Annotated in this window: 19 protein-coding genes; 4 read left to right on the forward strand and 15 right to left on the reverse strand. The window is 63.4% G+C overall.

Translation table 11 applies throughout. From position 1 onward, the window contains the following. Positions 1 to 15 precede the first annotated feature (15 nt). The gene (xsc, locus tag ACU4IU_RS16040; protein ID WP_446657286.1) at positions 16 to 1,836 is read right to left on the reverse strand and encodes a sulfoacetaldehyde acetyltransferase; all 1,821 of its coding nucleotides are present in this window, start codon (positions 1,834 to 1,836) and stop codon (positions 16 to 18) included. A gap of 237 nt (positions 1,837 to 2,073) precedes the next feature. On the opposite strand from xsc, the gene ACU4IU_RS16045 reads away from it, so the two are divergent. From ACU4IU_RS16045 to ACU4IU_RS16055, 3 genes are all read left to right on the forward strand, one after another. Then, positions 2,074 to 2,892 carry an IclR family transcriptional regulator gene (locus ACU4IU_RS16045; RefSeq protein WP_139908341.1) on the forward strand — a complete coding sequence of 273 codons (819 nt, stop codon included), beginning with the start codon at positions 2,074 to 2,076 and terminating at the stop codon, positions 2,890 to 2,892. 64 nt (positions 2,893 to 2,956) lie between these two features. Further along, positions 2,957 to 3,907, forward strand: coding sequence for an AAA family ATPase (locus tag ACU4IU_RS16050; protein WP_446657287.1), 951 nt, complete (start codon positions 2,957 to 2,959; stop codon positions 3,905 to 3,907). Further along, positions 3,907 to 5,625, forward strand: coding sequence for a cobaltochelatase CobT-related protein (locus ACU4IU_RS16055; protein WP_446657288.1), 1,719 nt, complete (start codon positions 3,907 to 3,909; stop codon positions 5,623 to 5,625). Before ACU4IU_RS16050 ends, ACU4IU_RS16055 begins: the two co-directional genes overlap by 1 nt. A gap of 145 nt (positions 5,626 to 5,770) precedes the next feature. On the opposite strand, the gene ACU4IU_RS16060 is transcribed toward ACU4IU_RS16055, so the two are convergent. The 8 genes from ACU4IU_RS16060 to ACU4IU_RS16095 form a co-directional block, all read right to left on the reverse strand. Continuing rightward, on the reverse strand, positions 5,771 to 7,339 hold the full coding sequence (locus ACU4IU_RS16060; RefSeq protein WP_446657289.1) for an APC family permease: 1,569 nt from the start codon (positions 7,337 to 7,339) through the stop codon (positions 5,771 to 5,773). 15 nt (positions 7,340 to 7,354) lie between these two features. Beyond that, positions 7,355 to 8,467: a phosphotransacetylase gene (locus ACU4IU_RS16065; protein ID WP_446657290.1), complete on the reverse strand. Its 1,113-nt coding sequence runs from the start codon at positions 8,465 to 8,467 to the stop codon at positions 7,355 to 7,357. Between the two features lie 10 nt (positions 8,468 to 8,477). After that, positions 8,478 to 9,869 (reverse strand): aspartate aminotransferase family protein, encoded by a 1,392-nt coding sequence (locus ACU4IU_RS16070; protein ID WP_172174591.1) that lies wholly within the window; start codon positions 9,867 to 9,869, stop codon positions 8,478 to 8,480. 158 nt (positions 9,870 to 10,027) lie between these two features. Then, positions 10,028 to 11,536, reverse strand: coding sequence for a MocR-like pyridoxine biosynthesis transcription factor PdxR (gene pdxR / locus ACU4IU_RS16075; RefSeq protein ID WP_216657236.1), 1,509 nt, complete (start codon positions 11,534 to 11,536; stop codon positions 10,028 to 10,030). Positions 11,537 to 11,548: 12 nt separating this feature from the next. Continuing rightward, positions 11,549 to 12,442 (reverse strand): universal stress protein, encoded by an 894-nt coding sequence (locus ACU4IU_RS16080; RefSeq protein ID WP_172174594.1) that lies wholly within the window; start codon positions 12,440 to 12,442, stop codon positions 11,549 to 11,551. A gap of 121 nt (positions 12,443 to 12,563) precedes the next feature. Then, positions 12,564 to 13,346 carry an IclR family transcriptional regulator gene (locus ACU4IU_RS16085; RefSeq protein ID WP_446657291.1) on the reverse strand — a complete coding sequence of 261 codons (783 nt, stop codon included), beginning with the start codon at positions 13,344 to 13,346 and terminating at the stop codon, positions 12,564 to 12,566. A gap of 13 nt (positions 13,347 to 13,359) precedes the next feature. Continuing rightward, a complete protein-coding gene (locus tag ACU4IU_RS16090; RefSeq protein ID WP_446657292.1) occupies positions 13,360 to 14,730 on the reverse strand; it encodes an MFS transporter in 1,371 nt (456 codons plus the stop codon). Then, on the reverse strand, positions 14,727 to 15,998 hold the full coding sequence (locus ACU4IU_RS16095; protein ID WP_446657293.1) for a hydroxyacid-oxoacid transhydrogenase: 1,272 nt from the start codon (positions 15,996 to 15,998) through the stop codon (positions 14,727 to 14,729). The genes ACU4IU_RS16090 and ACU4IU_RS16095 overlap by 4 nt, the downstream gene beginning before the upstream one ends. A gap of 270 nt (positions 15,999 to 16,268) precedes the next feature. On the opposite strand from ACU4IU_RS16095, the gene ACU4IU_RS16100 reads away from it, so the two are divergent. Beyond that, a complete protein-coding gene (locus ACU4IU_RS16100; RefSeq protein ID WP_446657294.1) occupies positions 16,269 to 17,162 on the forward strand; it encodes a patatin-like phospholipase family protein in 894 nt (297 codons plus the stop codon). Positions 17,163 to 17,215: 53 nt separating this feature from the next. On the opposite strand, the gene ACU4IU_RS16105 is transcribed toward ACU4IU_RS16100, so the two are convergent. The 6 genes from ACU4IU_RS16105 to ACU4IU_RS16130 form a co-directional block, all read right to left on the reverse strand. Next, complete coding sequence (locus tag ACU4IU_RS16105) at positions 17,216 to 18,391, reverse strand: alcohol dehydrogenase catalytic domain-containing protein (protein WP_446657295.1); 1,176 nt, start codon at positions 18,389 to 18,391, stop codon at positions 17,216 to 17,218. A 37-nt stretch (positions 18,392 to 18,428) separates the two neighbouring features. After that, on the reverse strand, positions 18,429 to 18,749 hold the full coding sequence (locus ACU4IU_RS16110) for a putative quinol monooxygenase (RefSeq protein ID WP_139908330.1): 321 nt from the start codon (positions 18,747 to 18,749) through the stop codon (positions 18,429 to 18,431). 14 nt (positions 18,750 to 18,763) lie between these two features. Beyond that, positions 18,764 to 19,378, reverse strand: a complete 615-nt coding sequence (locus ACU4IU_RS16115) for a glycerol-3-phosphate responsive antiterminator (RefSeq protein WP_139908329.1) — start codon at positions 19,376 to 19,378, stop codon at positions 18,764 to 18,766. Positions 19,379 to 19,428: 50 nt separating this feature from the next. Beyond that, a complete protein-coding gene (locus tag ACU4IU_RS16120; protein WP_446657296.1) occupies positions 19,429 to 20,949 on the reverse strand; it encodes an FAD-binding oxidoreductase in 1,521 nt (506 codons plus the stop codon). Next, positions 20,949 to 22,595 carry an FAD-dependent oxidoreductase gene (locus tag ACU4IU_RS16125; RefSeq protein ID WP_446657297.1) on the reverse strand — a complete coding sequence of 549 codons (1,647 nt, stop codon included), beginning with the start codon at positions 22,593 to 22,595 and terminating at the stop codon, positions 20,949 to 20,951. Before ACU4IU_RS16125 ends, ACU4IU_RS16120 begins: the two co-directional genes overlap by 1 nt. A gap of 96 nt (positions 22,596 to 22,691) precedes the next feature. Beyond that, complete coding sequence (locus tag ACU4IU_RS16130; RefSeq protein WP_446657298.1) at positions 22,692 to 24,263, reverse strand: FGGY family carbohydrate kinase; 1,572 nt, start codon at positions 24,261 to 24,263, stop codon at positions 22,692 to 22,694. Positions 24,264 to 24,273 lie beyond the last annotated feature (10 nt).

Raw genomic sequence — 24,273 nt, forward strand, 5'->3', positions numbered from 1 at the left:
CGGAGGGTCATCGACTCACACGAAGTCCTTGTACTTGTCCAGGGTCCGCACCGGCTTGCGCAGAGCGTCGCGACGGAACGGATCGCCGAGCTCCTTTGTGCACATGACTTCGATGACCGTGGTCTTGCCTTCGTTCATCTGCGCCTCGACGGCTTTCTGCAGAGCAGGGCCGACCTCGTCGAGCTGGTCGACGACGATGCCGTCTGCGCCCATCGACTCGGCCATCGCCGCGAAGCTCTCACCGTTGTCGAGCTCGCCGGCGATGAAGCGGTGTCCGTAGAACTCGACCTGGTTCTTCTTCTCCGCACCCCACTGACGGTTGCGGAAGACGACGGCAGTGACCGGAATGTCGTGGCGGACGGCAGTGAGGACCTCGACCATGCTCATCGCCCAGGCACCGTCGCCGGCATAGGCGATGGCCGGGCGATCAGGGGCTGCGCGCTTGGCGCCGATGATCGTCGGCAGCGCATAGCCGCAGTTGCCGAAGCTCATCGGAGCGAAGAAGCTGCGGGGACGTTCGAAGCGCAGGTAGCTGTGCGCGACGGAGTTGATGTTGCCGATGTCGGTGGAGACCATGACGTCGGCCGGCATCGCCTTCTCGAGCTCCCGCAGCACCTGACGTGGGTGCAGCCAGTTGCCGTCCTCCTTCTCGGCCTCTTCGATGGCGTCGAGGGAGAACTCGTCCTTCTCATGGGTCCACGAATCCAGCTCGGCCTCCCACGCCTCCTTCTCAGCGCGGATGAGCTCTGCTCGCTGGTCCTTCGTGGCATCACAGGCGACCTTGCGATCGTTGAGGCGGGCGAGGAGATCCTCGGCGACGGCCTTGGCATCGCCGCAGATGCCGACGTCGATCTTCTTGACCAGCCCGAGCATCTTCTGGTCGGCATCGACCTGGATGATCTTTGCGTTGGTGGGCCAGTAGTCGAATTCGTACTGCGGCAGCGTGCCGAAGGGGCCGAGGCGAGTTCCGAGTGCCAACACCACATCGGCCTGGTTGATCAGGGTCATTCCAGCTTTCGAACCCTGGTAGCCGAGGGGGCCTGCCCACAGCGGGTGGCTGGCAGGGAACGAGTCGTTGTGCTGGTAGCTGTTGACCACCGGCGAACCGAGGCGCTCGGCCAGCGTGATGCACTCATCGACGCCATCGGCCATGACGACTCCGCCGCCGGAGACGATGACTGGGTTCTTCGCCGCGGCGAGCAGCGCGGCGGCCTCTTCGAGGCTTTCGGCTCCACCGGGTCCGCGATCGATCTGCTGTGGCTGGGGGATCTCCGGGGCACATTCGCCGTAGAAGTAGTCACGGGGAATATTCAGCTGTGTCGGTCCCATCTCCGACTTCGCGCGATCGAAGCAGCGGGCGGTGAACTCGGCCATGCGGGTCGGGTTGCTGACATGCCCCTGGTACTTCGTGAACTCCTGGAACATCGGCAGCTGATTGGCTTCCTGGAATCCGCCGAGGCCGATCGAATTCGTGCCGGCCTCCGGGGTGACGATGACGACGGGGGAATGGGCCCAGTAGGCGGCCGCGATCGCGGTGACGCAGTTCGAGATGCCCGGACCGTTCTGCCCTGTGACAACACCGTGACGGCCCGAGGCGCGGGCGTAGCCGTCGGCCATGTGGGCAGCGCCCTGTTCGTGGACCACGGGGATGAAGTCGATGCCCGCGGGGGCGAAGATGTCCATGGCGTCCATGAACGCCGAACCCATGATGCCGAAGATGTCGGTGACGCCGTTGGCGACCATCGTTTCGACGAAGGCTTCGGACGATGTGATCTTCTGGGTCTTCACGGCTTCACTCAGTGTCGCCTTTTCGGTTCGATCGGCCAGTTCCGTCATCGTAACGTCTCCTGTTCGTCGGGGACCACAGCTCTGTGGTCTCGGTTTTCTGTTCATTTCACTTCGAAAAGCGGAACACCTCGAATGTAGGGTCCGAGCTTCATCGGTGTCAATAGAGTTCCGAAAAAGAATTCGTTTGGTACGATATTTCGAGACGAATTAATCACGGAGGCGCTGCGGCTGAGGAGCGGGAGCGACTGTAGAACAAGGCCGAAGGGGGCCGGGGAGGTAGTGGGAATGGATGACCTGACGGAGCCGCAATTCGACGAACGGGCCTCCCTGGCAGGTGAGACACCCGCGCTGAGGATGGTGTCGCTGTTGGAGTTCATCTCCACCCGCGACCAGATCTTCACTCTCCAATCCCTCGTCGTCCAGACGGGACTGCCCAAACCCACCCTCCACCGGATGCTCCAGCAGCTTGAGGGCGCAGGACTGCTCACCCGGCACAGCGACGGCCGCCACTACGGCACCGGAGCCAGGCTGCGGCGGATGGCCGAGGACGTTCTGCTCAATGACTCGAGACAGGGGGCTAGGCGGATGGTCCTGTCCCAGCTGTCCGAGAAGATCGGTGAGAGCTGCAATCTCACTGCCGTCTCCGGCGATGAGGTCATCTACCTCGATCGCGTGGAAACCGCGCACCCGCTGCGGGTGCATCTCGAAGCCGGCAGCCGCGTGCCGATCCACGCTTCGGCCAGTGGGAAGATGATCGCTTCTCAGTACGGCGAGACGCCGCGGCGCAGGCTGCTGAGCAGTTCGACCTTGAGAGAATTCACACCGCACACGCTCACCGATCCCGCAGAGCTCGAGGCCGAACTTGATTCGGCCCGAAGCTGCGGCTATGCCCTGGACCGGCAGGAGTACCTCGATGGCCTCGTCTGCCTCGCGGTGCTCATCCCCACCGATATCGGTCGATCGAATCAGGCCCTGGCGATCCAGGCCCCAGTGATCCGGAAGTCGATCGACGATCTCGTCGAACTGCTGCCGGTGGTCCAGGAAGCCGCCCAGCGCATGGCCGTTCTCGACGAGATCGACCGCGCCGACGAGAACTCGGCCTGAACCGCGGCCGGGCAGACCAGCTGCCACGGCGAGGCTGAACCACGACCAGGAAAGGACGGCGCTCATGGCCGACGTTGCAACACTGCGAGAACTGTTCGGCATCGATGCCGACATGCCCGTGCCGATGCTCGAGGGCGACAGTGATCTGGTCCCGCGCATCGATGAGAACTACCGTTTCGACCCTGAGGTGACTCGAGCGATTCTCGCCGGGTTCTCCCACGGATCCCGTGTGCTCGTGCAGGGACTCCACGGGACGGGGAAGTCCACGCACATCGAACAGATCGCGGCACGCCTGAACTGGCCGCTGATGCGCGTCAATCTGGACGGACAGATCTCTCGCAGCGATCTCGTCGGCAAGGACCAGGTCGTCATCGAGGACGGCCAGCCTCGCACGGCATTCGAAGAGGGAGTGATCCCGTATGCCTTGACCAGACCGATGGCGTTGGTCTTCGACGAATACGATGCCGGCCGTCCGGAGGTCATGTTCATCATCCAACGCCTGCTCGAACGCGACGGTCTGTTCACCCTGACCGAACAGAATCGGGTGATCCGTCCGCACCCGCACTTCCGACTCTTCGCCACGGCGAACACCGTGGGACTGGGCAATGTCAACGGTCTCTACCATGGAGTCCATCGTCTCAATCAGGCGCAGCTCGATCGTTGGAATATCATCGCCTCACTCAACTACCTCGACCCATCCGAAGAACGACTCGTCGTCACCGGTCAGGTCCCAGAGGTCGCCGCAGCCATGGGGGAGGAGACCGTTGCAAAGATGATCGACGTCGCTCAGCTGACGCGCACGGGTTTCGCCGCCGGCGACGTATCAGCGCTCATGTCACCGCGCACGGTGATCTCCTGGGCTCAGAACTCGGTGATCTTCGGGGATGTCGAGCTGGCCTTCAAGTTCTCATTTCTCAACCGCTGCGACGTGACCGAACATCCTGTCGTCGCAGAGTACTATCAACGCTGCTTCGGCGGTGAACTCAGCGTCGATGACGCGGCGACGGCCAGCTGATGGCTGTACACAGAGCACGGCCCGGCATCATTCGATCGGATCGTGAGATCCACGCCCGGGAACGACGCCTGGCTTCGGTGTTCAGGGCGCTCAGCGGCGATCCGACGGTCGACCTGTGGGCTCACCGACCCGCCGATGGAGACGGGCTGCTGCCCATGAATGCACCCCATCTCTACCCCGATCCCGGAACGTCGAGCCTCAATTCTCTGCGCGGTGCCACAGATGCCATGGCCATGCGCCGGAAGTGGAGCGATCCTCATCTGCACAGGCAGATGCTGCCGGAATCACAGGAAGAGCGCCTCATCGTGGAAATCCTCGAACAGCAGCGGTGTGAATCCTTGGCTGGACAGGCCGGCGTCCGGGCCAATCTATCCGCTCGACAGGCACACTGGCGCAGTGAATACCTTCGCAGCCGTCTGCACGAGACTCGCCTGGGCATGCTGTTGTTCACGGTCGTCCTCGTCACCCACTCCGTGATCACCAGGGAGGCCATCAGCCCCGCGGACTCCGACCTCATCGAGGAATCCCGGTTTGAGCTCGCACCCGAATTGGGTCCCTTCCTCATCCAGCTGCGCAACGCGCGACACAACCAACGCGTATTCACCGAGGTGGCGCTCGAGCTCGCGCGCACGCTCGCTGACCGCATTGCGGACATCGAAGGCGAAGAAGGTCGAGGTTCGGGAGCGCGGCGCCGTCGATTCAGCCCGAGCCTGCCTCTGGTATTCGACATATCCGAGGACCTGTTCGCCCCCGCGGAGCAGGCAGACAGCAGCGGACTCCGGCGCTCCCGTGGCTATCAGGTATGGACGAAGCGGTTCGACCGGGTTTCGACGATCGCCGAGGACGTCAGGGATGCGAGCCTGCGCAGCGGTCGTGCCGCGATCGCTGCGGAGACGGCACGACTGCAGGTGCCTTTGGCCCCCTTGGTCACCCGGCTCCAGGCCGTGGTGGAAGCAGCGAAGGAGGCGCACGAGCTCGTCGATTCCGAGAATGGTGTCCTCGATACCGCCCGCCTGACGCGGTTGGTCACCTCTCCTGGCGATCCGCGCGTCTTCCGCGGACGGTCGCACCGTGCCGAGACCGACTGCGCCGTGACCTTTCTGCTCGACCTCTCGGGGTCGATGAAGACTCATGCGCTCGGGCTCGGTGCCCTCCTCGACGTGCTCGGCACCGCCCTCGACCGTGTAGATGTGACCGTCGAGATCCTCGGTTTCACCACGAACTCCTGGAACGGCGGACGCGTCCGCGCCGATTGGGCGAAGTTCGGGGCGCCGGACCGGCCGGGTCGTCTCAACGAAATCCATCACCTCGTGATCAAGTCTGGAGAATCCTCGTGGCGGCGGACGCGCAACAACCTCGGCGGTCTGCTCAAGACCTCTCTGTACAGAGAGGGCATCGATGCTGAGGCCCTGCGCTGGGCGGTCGGCCGGCTGTGCCGCCAGCAGGCGGCGAATTCAGCCATGGTCGTCATCAGCGATGGTCTCCCGGCTGATTCTGCGACAGCCGCAGCCAACGATGAGGACTACCTGGCCCGAGATCTCGAGACCACGGTGGCCGACCTGCGTCGCTCCGGCGATATCGGTGTCCTCGGAGTGGGCATCGGCACAGACCCGGGGCTCCTCTATCCCGCCAGCGTCGAACTCGACGCCGAGTCCCTGGGCGGCCGGGAGTCTGTGCGGGCGGTCGTCGATGGACTTCTCACCGTTCTCCAACGCTGAACGACGATGCCGGCACGGCCGTCGCGAACGATCCTGCTCGTCTGCCCGCGCACCTCGGCGAACGGTCAGATGACGGCGGTCGGCCCGCTGCCGTGAATCCTGGCAGCGGGCCGACCACTATGCTGTTGCGGGGCACGGACGATACTCAGCCCACCTTGGTCAGGCGTCCCTCGCGGCGCAGCTGAGCGCGTTCGCTGAACCGAGTGACGGCGGGACGCTCGTCGCCGAGGACGAGACGATCGACCTGCAGGTCGGTGAGCTTCCTGTTGTGCCGGATACGGGAGAGGAAGAACACGACACCGATGACGATCCAGACGGCCAGGGCGATGAGCGACTGCGGTCCCAGCGCACCGGGCGAGCCCGGGATGAGCAGGAGCAGCATGAAGATGATCGCAATGACCGCTCCGACACCGGACAGGACCTTCTTCGTCGTCGAGTACATTCCCGGGAGAGCCTCTGGGTCCTGAGCCTCACGAGTGGGGCGGAAGATCCGGAAGGCGCACAGGCAGGTGTAGAGGTAGGCGATGGTCACACCGATCGAGGACATGTCGACGACCCAGGTTAGAGCCGCCCTGCCGAACCAAGGGCTGATGAGGCAGACGATGAGGACGGCGATGATCCCGATGTGCGGGGTCTTGTGCTTCGCATGTAGGCGGGCGAAGATCGGCGGGATCATCTGTGCGCGGCCCATGGCCATGAGCACGCGACTGGCCGAGACGTAGAAGCCGTTGAGGCCGGTGCTCACACCCATCGTGATGGCGATGGCCAGCAGCAGGAGGCCCGAACCGCCGATGACGCCGGTGATCGCTTCTGCCGTTCCCCACGCGGAACCGGAAGTTGCCAGTGCCTGCCACGGTTCGGCCATGGAGACCGAGACGATCATCGCCATGTAGAGGGCGGCAGCTGTGAGGATGGCGAGCACGATGAGGCGCAGCGCCTTGGCCGGAGAGAAGTCGAACTCCTCAGCAGCCTGGGGAACATTGTCGAAGCCGATGAATGCCCACGGGGCGATGGCGACGATGGCGATGATCGCGGCCACCGGACTGACACCATCTGGCAGTGTCGGCGACATATTCGAGAGATGGGTCGTCGGGCTCGCGATGACGGAGATGATGATCGCAGACACTGCGATGATCATGATTACACAGGCCCAGTATTGGACCCGACCCGACAGTGCGGTGCCGCGGATATTGAGGATGGCGAAGACGACGAGCGCGGTGATCGAGACGCCGATCTCCGGCAGATAGACATCCCAGCCGGCGACGGTGTACAGGTACCCCTGCTCCATGACCGAAGGCATGATCTTGCGGAACAGCAGAGCCAATGCCGAAGCGTTGAGCGCGACGATGCAGACGTAGCCGAGCGTGAGGAACCAGCCGGCGAAGAAGGCATGGACGCGTCCGTAGCCGATGAGCGCGTAGGCCAACTCACCTCCGGATACGGGGAAGGTGCGGATGAGGAAGCCGTAGCTGACGGCGATGATGAGCATGAGGCCGGCGCCGAGGGCAAAGCCGACGAGGGTGCCTAAGGGGCCACCCATCGCCAGCCAGTCAGTGGGAAGGATGAACGCACCCCATCCGACCGCCGAGCCCAGAGCGATGGCGAAGACCCAGCGAGGCTTGAGCGTCTTGGCCATCCTCTCCGGCTGTACACCGTGTGCTCCAGGTGGCGCGGCGGCGACGTTCTCGGTCGGATTCTCTATTGACTTCGACATGGCACCTTACTTTCCTCACTTCTCTGTGAAGGTATGGGCAGTGGATTTCGTCCCGCGATGGTCACCGATCGCAGGAGTGAGCGCCTGCAGGCACGTGATGAGGCCGACGTTGATGATGTCGGATACGCTCGCCCCCCGGGAGAGGTCGTTGATCGGGGCCGCGAGTCCTTGGAGCAGCGGGCCGTAGGCGTGTGCTCCGCCGAGGCGTTCGGCGATCTTGTATCCGATGTTGCCGGCGGCGAGGTTCGGGAAGACGAGCACGTTCGCATGACCGGCGACAGCGGATTCTGGGCATTTCGACTTCGCCACGGATTCGACGATGGCAGCGTCGAATTGGAGCTCGCCGTCGACATCGAGGCCGGGGTGGCTGCGGCGGATGTGCTCGGTCGCTGCTCTGACCCGATCGATGTCGGAGTGCTGAGCCGATCCCGCTGTTGAGAACGACAGCATCGCCACGGAGGGCGCCCGGCCGGTGATCGCTGTGAACGTGTGTGCAGTGGCGACAGCGATCGCTGAGAGCTGCTGGTCATCGGGGACCGGGATGACCGCGCAATCGCCGAATCCCAGGTAACGTCCGTCGCGCAGGCACATGAGGAACGAGGAGCTGAGCAGGGGCGCATCCGGAGTGAGACCGACGACGGCCAATCCCGCCCGGATGACATCGGCGGTGGGCCGATCCGCGCCGGCGACGGCGGCTTCAGCCAATCCTTCTTTGACGGCTGCAGCGGCGAGGAAGACAGGGTCGGTCAGCCATTGCGCGGCCAGTTCAGGATGCTTCCTCTGCGCACTGGATCGGATTCGTTCGCCGGCTGGACCGGCCGCGAGGTTCGCCGGGTCTTCGACGGACCATCCGTCGGCAGCGGCGATGCCCAGTTGCTTCGCACGGTGGCGAACCTCATGGGCGTCGCCGATCAGGACGGGTTGGACGCCCGCCTCGGCGAGGGCGCCGGCAGCGCGAAGGACACGTTCGTCGTGAGACTCGGCGAGGACGATCCTCGGCCGTGGTCCCTCTCCGCACAGGTCGAGCACCCGATCGAGGAGCATCGAGTCGATCGAGACGGACTCGAGCTCGGCTTCGACGGTGGTCTCGGCCGCAGTGCGGTCGTGAGCTGCCGGCGTCTTCAACATCGGTCGATCCTCAGACCGCAGCCGACAGCGTGGAGACGCCGAGGTGCTTGTCGACAGACCCCATGACGTGGTCGACCTTGTCGAGCAGATCATCGAGGACGGCCTGGTCAGCGACGAGAGGCGGAGAGAGGACGAGCATCGTCGCACCGCGGTTGTCGGGGCGGGTGATGAGCCCGACTTCCTTCATCGCCTTCGGGATGACCTCGGTGAGCACCTTCTTCGACGCATCGGGGGTGAGTTCGGCACCCGTGTCTCGGTCGGCCATCATCTCGATGGCGTAGAAGAACCCGGTGCCACGGTATTCCCTGATGCAGCGATAGGAGTCGGTGATCCGATCGAGGCCGTTCTGGAAGTAGGGCGCGAGGCTGCGGACGTTGCCGGGGACATTCTCCTCTTCCAGCGCGATGAGGTTGGCGGTGGCGACCGCGGTGGCCACCGGATGACCACCCCAGGTGGCCCCGTGGGTGAAAGTTCCGGCATCGGGCGAGTCGAGAAGGGCCTCTGCGAGCGGCTTGCGGATGATGACTCCGCCGAGGGGCATGTAGCCCGAGGTCGACCCCTTGGCGAAGGTGATGAGGTCGGGCACGACGTCGAATTTGATCGAACCGAACCATTCGCCCAGCCGCCCGAACCCGGTGATCACTTCGTCGGCGACGAGGAGGATTCCGTGCTCGTCGCAGATCTTCCGCAGCTCCTGCCAGTAGCCCTCCGGCGGTACGAGTGCTCCGCGCGAGTTCTGGACGGGCTCCGCGAAGAGCGCGGCGAAGGTGTCTCCGCCTTCCCGTTCGATGAGTTCTCTGATGGCCTGGATCGAGGGCAGGTCGGCGGCGGTGCCTCCGGCCGGGACCTCTTCTCCCAAAGTGTTCGGCACGTGGAAGACTCCGGGCATGAGTTCGCCGAAAGGCTCCTTGTAGGCGGGGATGCCCGTGACGGCGAGGGCGCCGAGGGTGGTGCCGTGGTAGGCCATGTCCCTGGCGATGATCTTGGTGCGCTGGGACTGTCCCTGGGAACGATGGTACTGGCGGGCGAACTTCACAGCGGACTCAACGGCCTCGGACCCCGAATTGACGAAGAACACTGTGTCGAGGTCGCCCGGGGCGTGACCGGCGATGCGGGTCGCCGCATCCACGGCTGCGGGATGGGCCGAACCCCAGTTCGTCCAGTACGCGAGCTTGCTCATCTGCTCATAGGCGGCCCGGGGAATATCCTGTCGCCCGTGGCCGATGTTCGCACAGAACAGGCCGGCCAGACCATCGAGGTACCGGTCGCCTCGTTCGTCGATGAGATAACTTCCGTGCCCTTCGACGATGATCGGAAGATCTTCGTCATTCCACACTCTGCCGGTGGTGAAGTGGGGGAAAAGATGCTGCTGGGCACGATTTGCATAATCCGAGATCGTCACGCGAACCCTCCATTCGAACTGTCTGGGTCGGCACGTCGAGACGTCCCGACTCCGGCAACTCCGTCGTTGGAGCGCCTGACATCACTATCGCTACTATCTGGTTCCCAATGAAGACCCAGTCCGATACGACTTCTTTGGTGCCAGATGTCAGTGGCGGTTCAGCGGTCTCCGAGAACCGAGTCGAGCACCTCGGCGAGGATTCGCACGCCGGGTTCGATGGATTCGAGGTCGATGGCTGCGAAGCCGAGTCTGAAGTTGTTCCGGTGGGAGTCGGGGGAGAGGAAGAACGGATCGCCGCGTTCGATCACGACGCCTCGACGCAGGCACTCGTCAGCGAGGATGCTCGCGTCGAGATGTGCGGGCGCTTGGATCCAGACGCTGACCCCGCCGGCAGGGAAGGGAACGGACCAGGGAAGGTGGGCGTCGAGGGCGGCCGTGAGGGTTTCCCATTTCTTGCGCAGCTGGGTGCGCCGACGCGAGATCGTTCGATGGTATTGGCCGGATTCGATGAGCAGCGCCATGGCGCGTTGGGTATGTCCGGGGACGTGGCGGATGGAATAGCGACGGTGGCGGCGCATACGCTCGATCAGCTCGGGCTCGGCGACGATGTAGCCGAGCCGCAACCCGGGAGCGAGGAATTTGGAGAAGGAGCCCAGGTAGATCACGTGCTCGGAACCGGGCAGGGCTTTGAGGGCTGGGGTGGGTTTGCCTCGGTAGCGGAACTCCGAATCGTAGTCGTCTTCGATGATGAGGGAGTCCGTGTCACGCATGTGTGTCAGGAGCTGAGTTCGACGCGACGAATCGAGAGTGACGTTGGTGGGGCTGTGGTGGCTGGGGGTGACGTAGACGAGGTCAAGCTGGTCGGACGGTGGGATCATGCCCCGATTGTCGACTTTCAGGGGGAACAGCTGGCCGCCGACGCGGGCGAAGGCATGTTTGGCGTCGACGTATCCGGGATCTTCGACGCCGACCGTGGTGTCCGGGCCGACGAGCAGCTGTGCCAGGAGGTCGAGCCCCTGTTGGGAACCCGCTGTGATGAGGACGTTCTCGGTATCGACATGGATTCCGCGGCTCGGCAGAACGCGCTGGCACAGCAGCTTGACCAGCAGCGGATCGTCTTCGTCGATGGCGTCGCGGACAGAGTACTGAAGATGCTCGGGTTCCATGGCGGTGCGAAGGGCTTTTGCCCAGGCGAGCCGGGGGAATTCTTCCGGATCGACCTGACCTGCGACGAATGGATATGGGTAGGTCTGCCAGTTCTTCGTCTTCGTGATCTCCGGGAGGTGGATGTCGCGGACAGGTCTGATCTTCTGTTCCCAATCGATGGGGCCGGTCATGCGGCGGGTGCCGGCGCTGACGGCAGCAGCATCGGCGAGCAGTCTGCTGTTGACGAAGTGCCCGCTGCGCGGTCGGGCCTCGATGAGTCCGGTGGCGACAAGCTCCTGGATAGCGGCGTTGACGGTATTGCGTGAGAGTCCGAGTTCGTGCGACAGATCCCGCGATGACGGAAGCGGCACATCGGGGCTGTACGTGCCGGAGAGGATTTGGTGTTCGAGCGCCTTGCGGAGCTGCCGATAGAGCGGCTCTTTCGACTTCGGTGAGATTTCGATAGGGGCTCTGAGCTGCGCATGGTCGCGGTGGTGGTCCATGTCGGGATCTGGAGTCATTGCGGTGTGGGCCTACAGTGCCAATGTGTTCGAGTTTTTGTCGTATCCGACCGGGTAGCGGGGGACGACGACCATCGGGACGGGAATGCTGCGGAGCATTTTCTTGGCCGTGGCACCGAGGAACAGCGACTTCGGTTGTGCCAGCCGGCTGGAACCGATGATGACGATCTCGCTGTTGTCCCAGCTCAGCCTTTCGACCGCGGAGTCGACGGACCGCCCGTGGGCGACATCGACCATGACTTCGACCGCGTCGTCGACCTGCTGGGACGCGCTCAACAGCAGCGCTCGCGCGTGGTCGGCGGGAGACCGTCCGTCCGGTGTGTTCGGGGACGCGTCCAAGCCGATGAGTGAGATGAGTCGCAGCGGGACGTCGTGTCGGACCGATGAGCTGACGGATACGTCGAGGACTGCGTCGGCACCGACTCGTGTTCCCATCGCACAGGTGAGTCGTGTCAGTCTGCTCGGAGGGAGGTAACCCGACGGTGCGAGGGCCACCGGCACGGAGGCCGAGTGGAGCAGGGCATTGGCGACGGACCCCACCGTGAACCGGCGGAACGGGCCGCGGCTGGCTGCGCCGACGATGATGAGGTCGCAAGGCGCGGTGGACGCGATTTCGAGCAGGCCTTCAGCCATCGATTCAGCGAAGTGGACGGTGACAGTGGACCTGATCGACTTGGGAATGAGGTCGCTGACCTTGGCGAGACCCTCCAGCGCTGAGTCCTTGCGCAGCTGTTGGAACTCGCGTTCCTGAGCTGACTGAGCATGGTCGGGCTGCGGCCCGCGAATAACATGGACGAGTTCGATGGCGACACTGTGCGGGGCAACGACGGAGCGTGCCAGAGTGAGGGCCAAAGAGACGGCATCTCTGTCGCGTCTGTCCAGAGTGATTCCGACGACGTAACGCATTGAGTCTCCTTTGACCTGGTGCTCTGTAACTGAGTGGGGCGCTCTGCGGTGCCCCAAGTCGACTATAGGTGAGGCCTCTGACTGTCGACAAAGCGCAGGTCAGTCGACTGAGGAGTCTTCCTCACATGGAGAGCGGATGGTCGATGGGCAAGAACCGAGAGACCTCCTGCGCCGCTCGGACTGCATCGGCACCCAATGCGATGAGGCGGGCGTCGTCCATCCTCACTGTCGGTCCCTGGATGACGATGGCGGCCTGCGCTTGGCCAGTCGCATCGAGGACCGGCGCTCCGACACAGCGAACTCCGTCCACGTTCTCCTGATCGTCGATGCTGAAGCCTCGTTCGCGTGTGGCACGCACGGCGGACCGGGCATCGTCGCGAGTGCCCAGAGTGTTCGCTGTGACCGGTTCGAGCCGATCGGGAAGCGAGTCGAAGTACTCGTCTGCATTGTCCGAGAAAGCGAGGATCACTTTGCCCGAGGCCGTGGCGTACAGAGGGAATCGTGCACCGACGCGTTGCACGAAGCGCAGGGGGAGGGTGGACTGGACGCGAGTCATGACGACCGATTCGCCGCCATCGCGGATGGCGAGATTGACTGATTCTTCGGTCATCTCGTTGAGCCGTTCCAAGAACGGGATCATCTTATCGATACCGAAGCTCCGCTGCGCCGCCTGGCCGAGGAGCACAGCCCCGCTGCCCAGGTAGTACGCGTCGTTCCACGGGTTCTGGGCGATGAGGCCTTCAGCAAGAAGCGCCTTCGCAATGCGGTAGACGGTTCCGGAGGACAGCCCCAACTCCTCAGCGATGGAGGAGAGGGGCAGATCCGCCTCGCTGCCGGCCAGAAGCTTGAGGATGTTCAGCGCACGACCGACGGCCTGAGTGCCTGCTGGATGCCCATTCGCCATGGTGGTGAGCTTATCAGGGGCCGACAGGCGCCTTGTGAGACCGCTCACGGTGCTTGTCGTCTTCCGTATCTTCGGTGAACATGTCTGTGCGTCGGATCAGCAGAGCTGACACTCCGCTGACCACCGTAACGGCGAGGACATAGGCCACGATCGACCCGATACGTCCGTCACTCTCTCGGAGAAGATAGGAGAGGATGAGCGGCGTCATCCCGGAGGCGACGATTCCAGAGATCTGGTAGACGACCGAGATTCCGCTGTATCGGGTCCACGTGGGGAACAGCTCGGCGAAGAGCGAGGCTTCCGGGGCATAGACGACCGGGTAGACGACACCGAGTACGATGCCGATGCTGATGAAGATCAGCAACGGATTTCCGGTGCCGATGAGCAGCAGCGTCGGGTAGGTGAGGATGCCCAGCGCGACGACGCCGAGAGCGTACATGCGCCGTCGGTCGAAGTGATCGGACAGCCGACCCATGAGCGGGATGACTCCGACCATGATGATCGCGCCGACCATGACCGCGGTCAGGATCGTTCCCTGGCTGACGTCCAGGCTCGACGTGGCATAGGTGATGATGAACACGGCCCAGAGGTTGAATGCGACGCCTTCGGCCCAGCGCGCGCCCATTCCCAGAATGATGTTGCAACGACTCTGCCTGTCCTTGGCCAGTTCCACGGCGGGAATGACTGCGCGAGCTTCTGCCTTCTCGAGCTTGGCGAATGCCGGTGTCTCCATCACTTTCAGCCTGATGAAGAGGCCGACGCCGACGAGCACAGCACTGAACATGAAGGCGACTCGCCATCCCCAGCTGAGGAATGAAGCATCGGACATCACCCCGCCGAGGAACGCGAAGACTCCTGTGCCGAGGACCAAACCGACCGCGAGGCCGATCTGAGGGAAGCTGCCATAGAGGCCGCGCTTGCCTTTTGACGCGTACTCGACCGCCATCAGCACGGCTCCGCCCCATTCGCCTCCGACGGCGACGCCTTGAGCGATTCGGCAGATGACGAGGAGGAGAGGAGCCGCGAATCCGATCATCGCGTGGGTGGGGATGACGCCGATGAGGAAGGTGGCGATACCCATGATCATCATGGTGGTGACCAGAGTCTTCTTCCGTCCGACCCGATCACCGATATGGCCGAAGACCAGTCCGCCGACGGGTCGCGCGACGAATCCCACGGCGAAACTGGCGAAGGCGAGAATGGTGCCGATGAGGGGGTCGTCACTGGGGAAGTAGAGCTTGTTGAACACAAGCCCGGCGGCCATTCCGTAGAGGAAGAAGTCGTACCATTCGACTGTGGTCCCGACGATGCAGGACATCATGACGACGCGGATGTCCTTCTTCGTAAAGGAGCTGACGTCGGTTGGCTGAGGGTTCGAGTTCATAATGACTCCCGAAAGATTCCTGTCAGTGCCTCGCGTGTGACCGGGCGGGGCACGACGGCCATCTGTCGCGTCTGTTTGAGGGTCCCATCGACGAGTTCGTCGATGTTGTCTTCGGTGTAGCCGAAGCTGCGCAGTCCTTTCGGCATATCGATGTCGTGCATCAGCTCCGTGAGCACATGGGCCAGCGCCTCGGCGCCGTCGGTGCGGGTGAATGTCTGACCGCTCAGCAGCTCTGCGGCGCGGAGGTGGCGGTCGGGGTCGGCCGGGTAGGTCCAGCGGAAGACGGCGGGAGCGGTTGAGGAGACGGCTTGGCCGTGTGGGACCATGACCATCTCCGGATAGCCTTCGGCCTGGTAGTTCTCAACTGCGCCGGCGATCGGGTAGGCGTTTGCGTGGGGGAGGTGGGTGCCGGCGTTGCCGAACCCGGTTCCGGCAGATGCCGAAGCCAGGGCCATCTGGCTTCTCGCATCAATATCCCGGCCATTCATCACGGCCTTGCGCAGGTTGCGGCCTACCAGCTTAAGTGCCTGTTCGCACCAGATGTCGCTGATGGGGTTGGACCCGCAGAAGGCCGGACGTTTCGTCGGATCGTCGGGGGCCGGCTTCGCATCGAAGGCAACGCTGGTGTAGCTTTCGAGCGCATGTGAGAGGACGTCCATTCCGCTCGCCGCAGTGACCTGGGAGGGGAGGGACACGGTGGTCAGCGGATCGACGATCGCCATGGACGGACGAAGCCGGGCGTGACTGATCGCGGCTTTGAGGTGCATGTCCAGAAAGTCGATGACGCAGATCGTCGTTGATTCGGAGCCGGTGCCCGCAGTGGTCGGTACGGCGATGAGGGGCTTCAGCGGCAGCCAGGGAGCGGTGCCTTCGCCGATGGGCGGCGTCACGTAGTCGAGGAGTTCGCCAGGGTGGGTTGTGAGCAGATTGACGGCTTTCGCTGTGTCGATCACGGATCCGCCGCCGATGGCGACGTAGCAGTCCCAGTCCTTCTGTCGCGCCCACTGCACGGCATAGTCGATGCTTTCATTGGTCGGTTCGATTCCCACTTCGTCGAAGATGTCGGTCGAGATGTCTTCGTTCTGGAGTTCGTGGAGAACGCCATCGGGTATGCCTGTGGCGCGGACGTGGGTATCCGTGATGATGAGGCACGACTGCGCGCCGAAAGCCTTGATGTCTGAGTAGAGCTCGCTGAGGGATCCGTTTCCGAATTTCAAAGGCGGTGCGGCCCAGGTGAATACGGATTCGTTCTGCAGAGATGTGCCCATGCTGATGCTCCTTTGCATTCATATGTGGGAAGGTTCCCCACATTGTGGTTCGACCCTAAAAGCTGAGAGCGCAAATGTGAAGCACTTCACAGAAGAAATTGTGCACATGTCATGAGGGTGGGATTAGGGAGTGGCCCCTGTGGCTATCTGACCAGCGGAGATGTTCGCAGGTGGAGAACGGGAAGACGGAGGGGTATCTCGATGGCGGCACAGTGCCTCGCCGCGAGGCCCGATGAATGCGATTGAACGAACGTCGTTAAGATAGCGGGCATGACAGAACCTTCGACTACGACGCGAATCAGGGATACGGCTCTCATCTTCGAAGGTGGGGGCATGCGAGCGTCGGTTACCAGTGCAATGGTCGTCAGTCTGCTCGACGCTGGTCTGTCATTCGACTGGGTTGCCGGTATAAGTGCCGGTGCTTCGAACACCGTGAACTATCTTTCCGGGGATGCCTGGCGCGCTCGCCGGTCTTTCGTAGAGTTCGCTGCCGACGAGCAGTTCGGTGGACTCCGCTATTTCGCCCGCGGCCAAGGGATGTTCAATGCTGAGTACATCTATCAGCGGGCAGGCGGACCCAACGAGGCGTTGCCCTTTGACTGGGAAGCGTTCCAGGGGAGCAAGGGGGATATGCGGATCATCGGCTTCGACGCGGAATCAGGTGAAGACGTGGTGTGGTCGAAGGAGGATACGCCCCGCATCGATGACTTGATGATCCGTGTGCGTGCGTCGTCGACGATGCCGGGCCTCATGCCGCCGGTGCACCTCGATGGGCATGTGTACGTCGACGGCGCAATGGGGGAGGACGGTGGAATCGCATTGAGCCAGGCTCAGTGCGAGGGCTTCGAGAAGTTCGTCATCGTCCTTACCCAGGAGCGGTCGTACCGGAAGGTACCACAGCGGTTCCCTGCGGTCTATCGCGGCATCTTCCGAAAGTATCCGGCGCTGGCCGATGCCTTGTTGACTCGGTGGAAGCGGTACAACGAGACGCGTGAACAGATCTTTGCTCTCGAGGAAGAAGGGAAAGCGCATGTGTTTGCTCCCGAACGCATGCCGGTCGACAACAGCACCCGCGACCTCTCGCGATTGGCTGCCGCCCATCGGATGGGGTTGTCGCAGGCGGGGCGCGAGCTGCCGGTGATACGGGAGTTCGTGGGTCAGTGAGAGCGCCGGCGGGATGCAGATCCAAACGTCGCTTCACTACGTCGGTGCGAAGGTCAGTCGAAGAGGATGATCTGGCGAATTGCCTTGCCTTCCGCCAGCGTGTCGAGTGCTTCGTTGATCCGCTCGAGCGGCATGGTGGTTGAGACGAGTTCGTCGACGGGAAGTCGACCTTCTCGCCACAGTCGCTCGTAGGTCGGGATGTCGCGTGTCGGAACCGCAGACCCCAGGTACGAACCGATGATGGTGCGTGCTTCACTGGTGAGCGCAACGGGATGGATCGTGGACTCCGCCGAGGGTGCCGGCAGTCCCACCGTCACCGTCGTCCCCCCGGGCGCGGTTGCCGAGAACGCCGTCTCGAAGGCACGCGGATGACCGGCGGCCTCGATGACAACGGGAGCGCTGATTCCGCGTTCTTCCAGCTCGGCCGGAGTATAGGCTTCCGCCGCGCCGAGCTCGCGCGCCCGGTCGAGCTTCTCGGGGTTCGCATCCACACCGATGACTCGGCCGGTCTTCAACCCGAGCGCGGTGATGAGTGCGGCCATTCCGACACCGCCGAGGCCCACGATCATCACGTCCTGACCCGGCTGCGGCTTTGCCGCGTTGATGACCGCGCCTCCTCCAGTGAGCACGGCGCAGCCGAGGGGTGCTGCCACTTGGGGCGGCACGTCGGCGCCGATCTTGACGACCGAGGCCTGATTCACGACGGCGTGATCGGCGAACACGGAGACGCCGAGGTGATGGAACAGTCGGCCAGCGACTGCTCCATCGACATCGAGCTCGTGGAGTCGAGAGAGTTCGGCGACTACATCATCCGAGGGCGGAGCCGTCGTGGGGCTCGGGACGTCGAACCCGGGAAGATAGCCGGCGTTGTTGCTCGCACTGCCGGGTATGCAGGGCAGCTTGCCGTCGGTCTTGCAGTGCTCGCATGCTCCGCAACGTGGCAGGAATACGGTCACGACGTGGTCGCCGACTTCCAGCCCGTCGACGTCGGGGCCCACCAGCTCGACGATGCCGGCTCCCTCATGTCCCAGCAGCATGGGTAGAGGGCGCGGGCGATTGCCGTCGACGACCGACAGGTCTGAGTGGCACAGACCTGCGGCGGTCATCTTGATGAGCACTTCGCCGGGACCCGGTGCATCCAGTTCGATGTCGATGATGTCCAAGGGCTTGGACTCGGCGTAGGGGCGTGGCGCCTCCATCGTGCGCAGCACGGCTCCGCGAATCCTCATAAGTTCTCTCCTTCTTTCGTGCTCAGCGTCTCTGCCGTCAGATCGCGAACTCTTCGATCCTGCGATCCTCGAGCAGAGGGATGATCTGATCCTTGCCGATGCGTCGGAAATGCTCGGACTCTCGGTGTACGGCGAAGGCCTCGGCCGAGACATAGCGTTCCACAATGAGGATCTCTCCCGACTCTGAGCCAGGTGCGTAGAACTGGTAGTCGACATTTCCCTCTTCGGTCCGACTGGCAGCGGTCAGCGAGTGAAGCAGTTCCAGCACTCGGGCTTCGTTTCCCTGTGCTGGACAATAGTGAGCGAGTACCAGATGGTGAGCAGCCTGGTCGGATCCGGAATCATTCTGTTGAGTCATCTGCGTCTTACTCCTTATTGGGAATCTGTAGTTGCCGGGGGTTCCTGCGAGCCGGCACGATCGCCAGGTGGTCGGTAGTCCCACAGCTCCTTCTGGCTGCTGGACACGGCCAGTGCTCCCAACCGGAGCGCGGCGCGGATGTCGTCCTCTTCGTTCACGAACCCGCTCACGATGAACGGGCCTAGCGCGCGAAGGAACTCAGGGGAGAGGTGTGGAACCACCGGCCACGGCATCAGCTGTACGAAGTGAGCGTGGCTGGACTTGACCGTCGCCGCTGCCCGCCGCAGATTCGATCTGTCTGTGACGAAGACCTTCTGGACTGACAGCAGTCCTAAGTCCGCCGCCCGGCTCACAGCTTGGGTATGGGTCGAGACGATGCCCGGTACGCCGACGCTCTTGAGGTATTCGAGGCCGTCGGCGTTCGCGGTCAGTCCGGGCACTGAATCCACATTGAGCAGCGGCAGTGTGGCGGCTGCCGACAGCCGTTCGAAGACGGCGGCGACGCGGACCAACGGAAGGTTGGCGACAAAACTGAATCGAGTCGGCCGGGAGCAGAACTGCTCCAAGTCGTTCTCGCCGAACAGCGTGCCGATCACGGGATTGTCCCGCAGAGTGCGTTCGAGTGTCATCGCTTCTCCCTCGTCGGCCCGCGCGCCGACTGTCTTATCGTCTGGAGTTCTCAGAGTCCGAGTTTGCCCGGATTGAGAATCGACTTCGGATCCAGACTCTGCTTGAGGCTCTTGAGCGCTGTGAAGCCTGATCCAAGTGAGTCTGCCACGTAGGGGCTGCGAAGCAAACCGCAGCCGTGGTGGTGGCTGATGGTTGCGTTCTCGTCGATCAGGACAGTGTTGACCGTCTGCCAGACTTCGTCGTACCAGGCCTGTCGTGCCTCGACGTCGACCGTGCCGCGAAGCGAGAAGTACAGGCATGCGCCGTCCACGTAAGCATGCGACTGATGTGCTGAGCCCGCGTTCGTGCCGGGTACCGAATTGATCGCGGAGACCACCCGGTCGTAGATGCGAGGAAGCACGGACCAGGGTGCCACCATCTCGAGAGTGTCGGCGACGAAGCCAGGGCTGGCTTTGAACCCTTCGGATGATTTGCCGGTGAGGTAGCGGGTGTCGAGCCAGCGTTCCAGGACCGCGTCGTGGTCGAGGGCGGTGGCTTCCCGGCATATTTCGGCGACGACGGCCATCCCGGCATCGACCATCACCGGATTGCCCTCGTCGGCGATGAGGAGCACGTTCGTCTCCCCGTGGTTGAACTGCACACCGGATTCGAGTTCATCGTAGAGGCGGAGCACAGCAGGGTTCGCTCCGCTTTGCAGGATCTCTCGGCATGCTTCGAGTCCTGCTGCGAAGCTCGGGAATCCGAAGGCCAGCGCGTTCGTATAGTCGGGCAGTCGGTGCACGCGCAGGCTGACCGAGGTGATTACGCCGAGGATACCCTCAGAACCGACGAACACCTGGTTGAGATCGGGCCCCACGGCCGCGCGGGGGCTGCCTCCTGTCGTCACGATAGTGCCGTCGGCGAGGACTACGTCGAGACCGACGACCATATCCTCGATCTTCCCGTAGCGAGTGGAGAGCTGTCCGGCTCCGCGGCATGCCACCCAGCCGCCCACAGTCGAGATGCCGAATGAGGAGGGCCAGTTGCCTGCGGTGAAGCCGCGATCCTGGAGCCATTGCTCGAACACATCTCCGAAGATGCCAGGCTCGACGGTGATGATCTGACTCTCTTCGTCGAACTCGAGCACTTGATCCAGCCCCAGAACGTCGAGGACGACACCCCCGGACAGGGGAAGGGCGGCCCCCGTGACGTTCGACCGTGCGGCTGAGGTCGTCACCGCGACGTCAGCGTCGTGGCAGGCCTTCACGACATCCTGGATCGCTTGGACGGTCGAAACCTCGGCAATGACGGTTTCGGGATACTGGCCGCGATGGTCGGTTTCGGCGATCATCGTGCCAGCCCACCAGTCGCGTACGCCGCTGGTGACGTCCGTGGAATCGGTCACGATCTTGTCGACTCCCGGGATGTCCGCCAGCGAGTCAGCGAAGCCGGCTGGCAGTATGGCTGCTCCGGGGAATCGTGCCTCGCGGGCTTCCGGTGCCCCGTTCTGCGCGAATTTCGGCACAGTGTGAGCACCGACAGTGTAGTCTCCGCGGTTGTACTTGCGTTTGAGGGCTTCCTTGCTGAGCATCAGGCGCTCTCCTTTTCCTTGGTGTAGGTGTTCAGTGCGTTGGCTTCTTTGGCGATGTCGTTGAGGTAGTCGACCAGTTGGGCGTCGGCTGCTGCACGGTCGATCGTTCCTTCTCTGACAAGCAGGTCGGCCACCTTGGGGGCTGCGGCGGCCGAGGCATCGCGGGCGTGCAGACGGGAACGTGTTCGACGGTCGAGGACGTCGGAGATCGTCGTAGCCATCTCGCGGCGGATCGAATACACAGCCTCACCGGCGAGATATGGCAGTCCTTCGACGAGGGGATCGCCTGCTCCCTGTTCGCTCTCGATGATGTCGGCGACGAAGTGGCTTTCGTTGCCATAGCGTTCCCCCAGGTGTGCGACGAGTCCGCCGGTGGCGGTGGTCGACTGGGCGTCGTAACCGGCACCTCCCAGCAGCGGTTGCCTGATGGTGCGGCAGCGGACTTTCGATCCGAGCACCTTCGCGGCTGCGTCGATGGTCTGCTCGGCCATATGACGTGAAGTCGTGAGCTTTCCGCCGACGACCGTGATCAGCCCGTCGTCGTCCACTCGGATCTCGTGATTGCGCTTGACGTCGACGGACTTGCCGCCGGGAGCTGCCGTCAGCGGACGTGTGCCGGCGATCGAACCCAGGACATCGCCCTGATCCAGGTCGGTGTTGAGCGCGGTTCGTGCACCGTCGATGAGGAAATCGCGCTCATCGGCGGTGCAGTGGATATCGTCGAGATCGCCTTGGTAGTCCTCGTCGGTCGTGCCCAGAAGCGCGATATCACCCCACCGCGTGATCGTGGCTCGGCGTGCCCGGCCCGGGACTGGGATCGTCACGGTGCAGTCGTTGCGGATCTTCGACCAGGGAACGGCGATGTGCACGCCCTTCGCCGGGCGGATCGGGGGGACATCGGCATCGGGGTGGGCGCCATGCCAATCACGCAGCCAGGACCCCGTGGCCATGATGACGGACTTGGTACGGATGCTCAATGAGCGTCCCTCGGCGGTTTCCGCCTCGACGCCGGAGATCCGTCCGCCGTCTCGACGAATGTCGCCGACTCTGGTGTGGTTGACTACGGTTGCTCCGAGGTGGGCGGCCGTGCGCGCGATGGTCAGGGTCAGTCGTGCGTCGTCGACGCGGGCGTCGTAGTACATGAAGCCGTACTTGAGTCGTTCTGACTTGAAGGTGGGACAGTGAGAGAGTACCTCGTTGGGGGCGAGCTTCTGGTGCAGCACTCCTTCGCGCCAGCCGCCGGCCATATCGTAGGTCCACAGCAGGGCTTCGAAGCCGGCGGCCAGGCGCCGATCGAACACGCCGTTCTCGCTGAGCACTGGGAAGAGGAAGGGCAGTCGCTGAATCAGGTGCGGTGCGTTTCTGCGCAGTCGCTGACGCTCCAGAAGGGAATGTCTGACGAGCGGAAGGTTTCCCTGTTCGATGTAGCGCAACCCTCCGTGGACCATTTTCGAGGATTTCGAAGAAGTGCCGGACGCGAAATCGTCCTTCTCGATGAGTGCGACCTTGAAACCGCGTTGCGCTGCGTCGAGCGCCGCATAGCTTCCGGTGATTCCGCCGCCGACGATGACGAGGTCATAGACGGTCGAACTCAGCTCGGCCAGCATTTCGGGTCGGGAGAACCCCTGGGGGTTCTCCAGGACCATTTGGGCCCGTGCATTGTTGATTTTTCTGCCCGGAAGGGACACCATCCGAGTCTCCTAACTCTTGCTGAATCGGTACTGACGTGTTCGAGTAGTTCTCTATGATCGGCGAGGTTTCGCAGCAGGCGGAGCAGACAGGGGCTCCGGACGATCCGAATCGAGGTCTCTGAGCTCGGCTGCCACAGCTGCGCGCCACGCTCCGGTATGCCGTTGGGCCTGGCTTCGTGAAAGTCGTGGTTCGAAGACCTTCGGCTCTCCCAGGGTCGCTGAGGCTTCCTGCAGAGAGCCCCACAGCAGACCGATGCCCGCCATGAACGAGGCGCCGCGCAGTGTGGCTTTGTCCGTCTCGGAGTAGCGGAGCATCGGCACGCCTGTGAGGTCTGCCTGCATCTGCACCAGCGGATCCGACTTGGACAGACCCCCGCCCACACACAGCTGAGTGGGCTTGACTCCGGCTACGGCGACGTTGGCGTCGACGCTTTGGGCCACCGACTGGGCGATGCCTTCAAGCATTCCCACGGCTACTTGCCCGCGGGTGGTTGCCAGGCCCAGGCCGGTTAGCGATGCTCTTATGCGTGTATCGATGACCGGCAGTCGGAGGCCAGTCAGGGCAGGGATGAATCGAGGTACGGGGCCCGCCCACAGTTCCTCGCGCGAAGCGAGTTCCGTGATCTCGATCGGATCGGCGAACATCTGCATCTGATGGCAGAGCCACCCGAGCGCCGACCCCGTTGCCGCAGTGAAGTTCTCGACCGCTGGGACCGCGGTGCCGCTGCGCCAGCCCACCGTGCCGGTGACGGCCTCGGGAACGGTGGTGTCCATGGGGATTCGCTCATAGAGGATCTGATCGACGAAGCTGCCGGTGCCGTGGATGCACGTCGACTGTCCGGCGTCGAAGCAGCCCAGCCCCAGGATCGCGCCGTGCTGGTCGCCCATCAGTGCGCGGATCGGGAGCTCGACCCCGAGGATGCGTCGATCCAGCAGAGCCAGCTCTGTCCCACCGTCGTCTTGAATCCTCGGCAGGAGTTCCGCGGGGAAGCCGAGGGCGCGAATCCATGCGGAGTAATAGTCGCCCGTGTCCAAGTCATAGCCGCCGCACGCCGCCACGTTCGTCGGTGTGGTGAGGTGGGCACGTCCTCCTGTGAGTTTCCAGGTCAGCCAGGTATCGACGGTGCCGAACATCAGCGATCCTCCTGCGTACGCACGGGAGACCTCCGACTCGGCCGCGATGCGCTCCGCCGCCCATAAGTACGGCGATCTCACACCGGCGGGCCGTCCGGTGTGAGCCCGAAGCTCCGAATCCCAGTCGACTGATATTCGGCCCAGCTTCTCCGCATAGCGGGTGTCCTGCCAGACCATGGCATGACCGTATGGCCGGCCGGTCACGGAGTCCCACAGTCCGGCAGTTGCACGTTGGGTTGCCACCGCTACCGCGACCGGTTCTATGTTGAGCTCACGTGCTCGAGTGTGGGCTTCCCGAAGGACTTCGAGGGTCACGTCCCATAGCATCTGGAACGACTGTTCGACCACGCCCGGAGTCGGGCTGCAGGTCTTCAGCTCCCGATAGGAGATGAAAGGCACGTCGCCGGACTCAGTGACGATTGCGGCTCGGGTGCCCGTAGTGCCTTCGTCGATCGCGAGGATTCCTCGCTGGCTCGGTGTGGTTGACACGGTGTGACCT

This window comes from Brevibacterium sp. CSND-B09, assembly GCF_052906525.1.

Bases quoted from the DNA above. Each gene is read 5' to 3' on its own strand.
- xsc (WP_446657286.1), bottom strand. From the start codon at position 1,836: ATGACGGAACTGGCCGATCGAACCGAAAAGGCGACACTGAGTGAAGCC.
- ACU4IU_RS16045 (WP_139908341.1), top strand. From the start codon at position 2,074: ATGGATGACCTGACGGAGCCGCAATTCGACGAACGGGCCTCCCTGGCA.
- ACU4IU_RS16050 (WP_446657287.1), top strand. From the start codon at position 2,957: ATGGCCGACGTTGCAACACTGCGAGAACTGTTCGGCATCGATGCCGAC.
- ACU4IU_RS16055 (WP_446657288.1), top strand. From the start codon at position 3,907: ATGGCTGTACACAGAGCACGGCCCGGCATCATTCGATCGGATCGTGAG.
- ACU4IU_RS16060 (WP_446657289.1), bottom strand. From the start codon at position 7,339: ATGTCGAAGTCAATAGAGAATCCGACCGAGAACGTCGCCGCCGCGCCA.
- ACU4IU_RS16065 (WP_446657290.1), bottom strand. From the start codon at position 8,467: ATGTTGAAGACGCCGGCAGCTCACGACCGCACTGCGGCCGAGACCACC.
- pdxR (WP_216657236.1), bottom strand. From the start codon at position 11,536: ATGACTCCAGATCCCGACATGGACCACCACCGCGACCATGCGCAGCTC.
- ACU4IU_RS16080 (WP_172174594.1), bottom strand. From the start codon at position 12,442: ATGCGTTACGTCGTCGGAATCACTCTGGACAGACGCGACAGAGATGCC.
- ACU4IU_RS16085 (WP_446657291.1), bottom strand. From the start codon at position 13,346: ATGGCGAATGGGCATCCAGCAGGCACTCAGGCCGTCGGTCGTGCGCTG.
- ACU4IU_RS16090 (WP_446657292.1), bottom strand. From the start codon at position 14,730: ATGAACTCGAACCCTCAGCCAACCGACGTCAGCTCCTTTACGAAGAAG.
- ACU4IU_RS16095 (WP_446657293.1), bottom strand. From the start codon at position 15,998: ATGGGCACATCTCTGCAGAACGAATCCGTATTCACCTGGGCCGCACCG.
- ACU4IU_RS16100 (WP_446657294.1), top strand. From the start codon at position 16,269: ATGACAGAACCTTCGACTACGACGCGAATCAGGGATACGGCTCTCATC.
- ACU4IU_RS16105 (WP_446657295.1), bottom strand. From the start codon at position 18,391: ATGAGGATTCGCGGAGCCGTGCTGCGCACGATGGAGGCGCCACGCCCC.
- ACU4IU_RS16110 (WP_139908330.1), bottom strand. From the start codon at position 18,749: ATGACTCAACAGAATGATTCCGGATCCGACCAGGCTGCTCACCATCTG.
- ACU4IU_RS16115 (WP_139908329.1), bottom strand. From the start codon at position 19,378: ATGACACTCGAACGCACTCTGCGGGACAATCCCGTGATCGGCACGCTG.
- ACU4IU_RS16120 (WP_446657296.1), bottom strand. From the start codon at position 20,949: ATGCTCAGCAAGGAAGCCCTCAAACGCAAGTACAACCGCGGAGACTAC.
- ACU4IU_RS16125 (WP_446657297.1), bottom strand. From the start codon at position 22,595: ATGGTCCTGGAGAACCCCCAGGGGTTCTCCCGACCCGAAATGCTGGCC.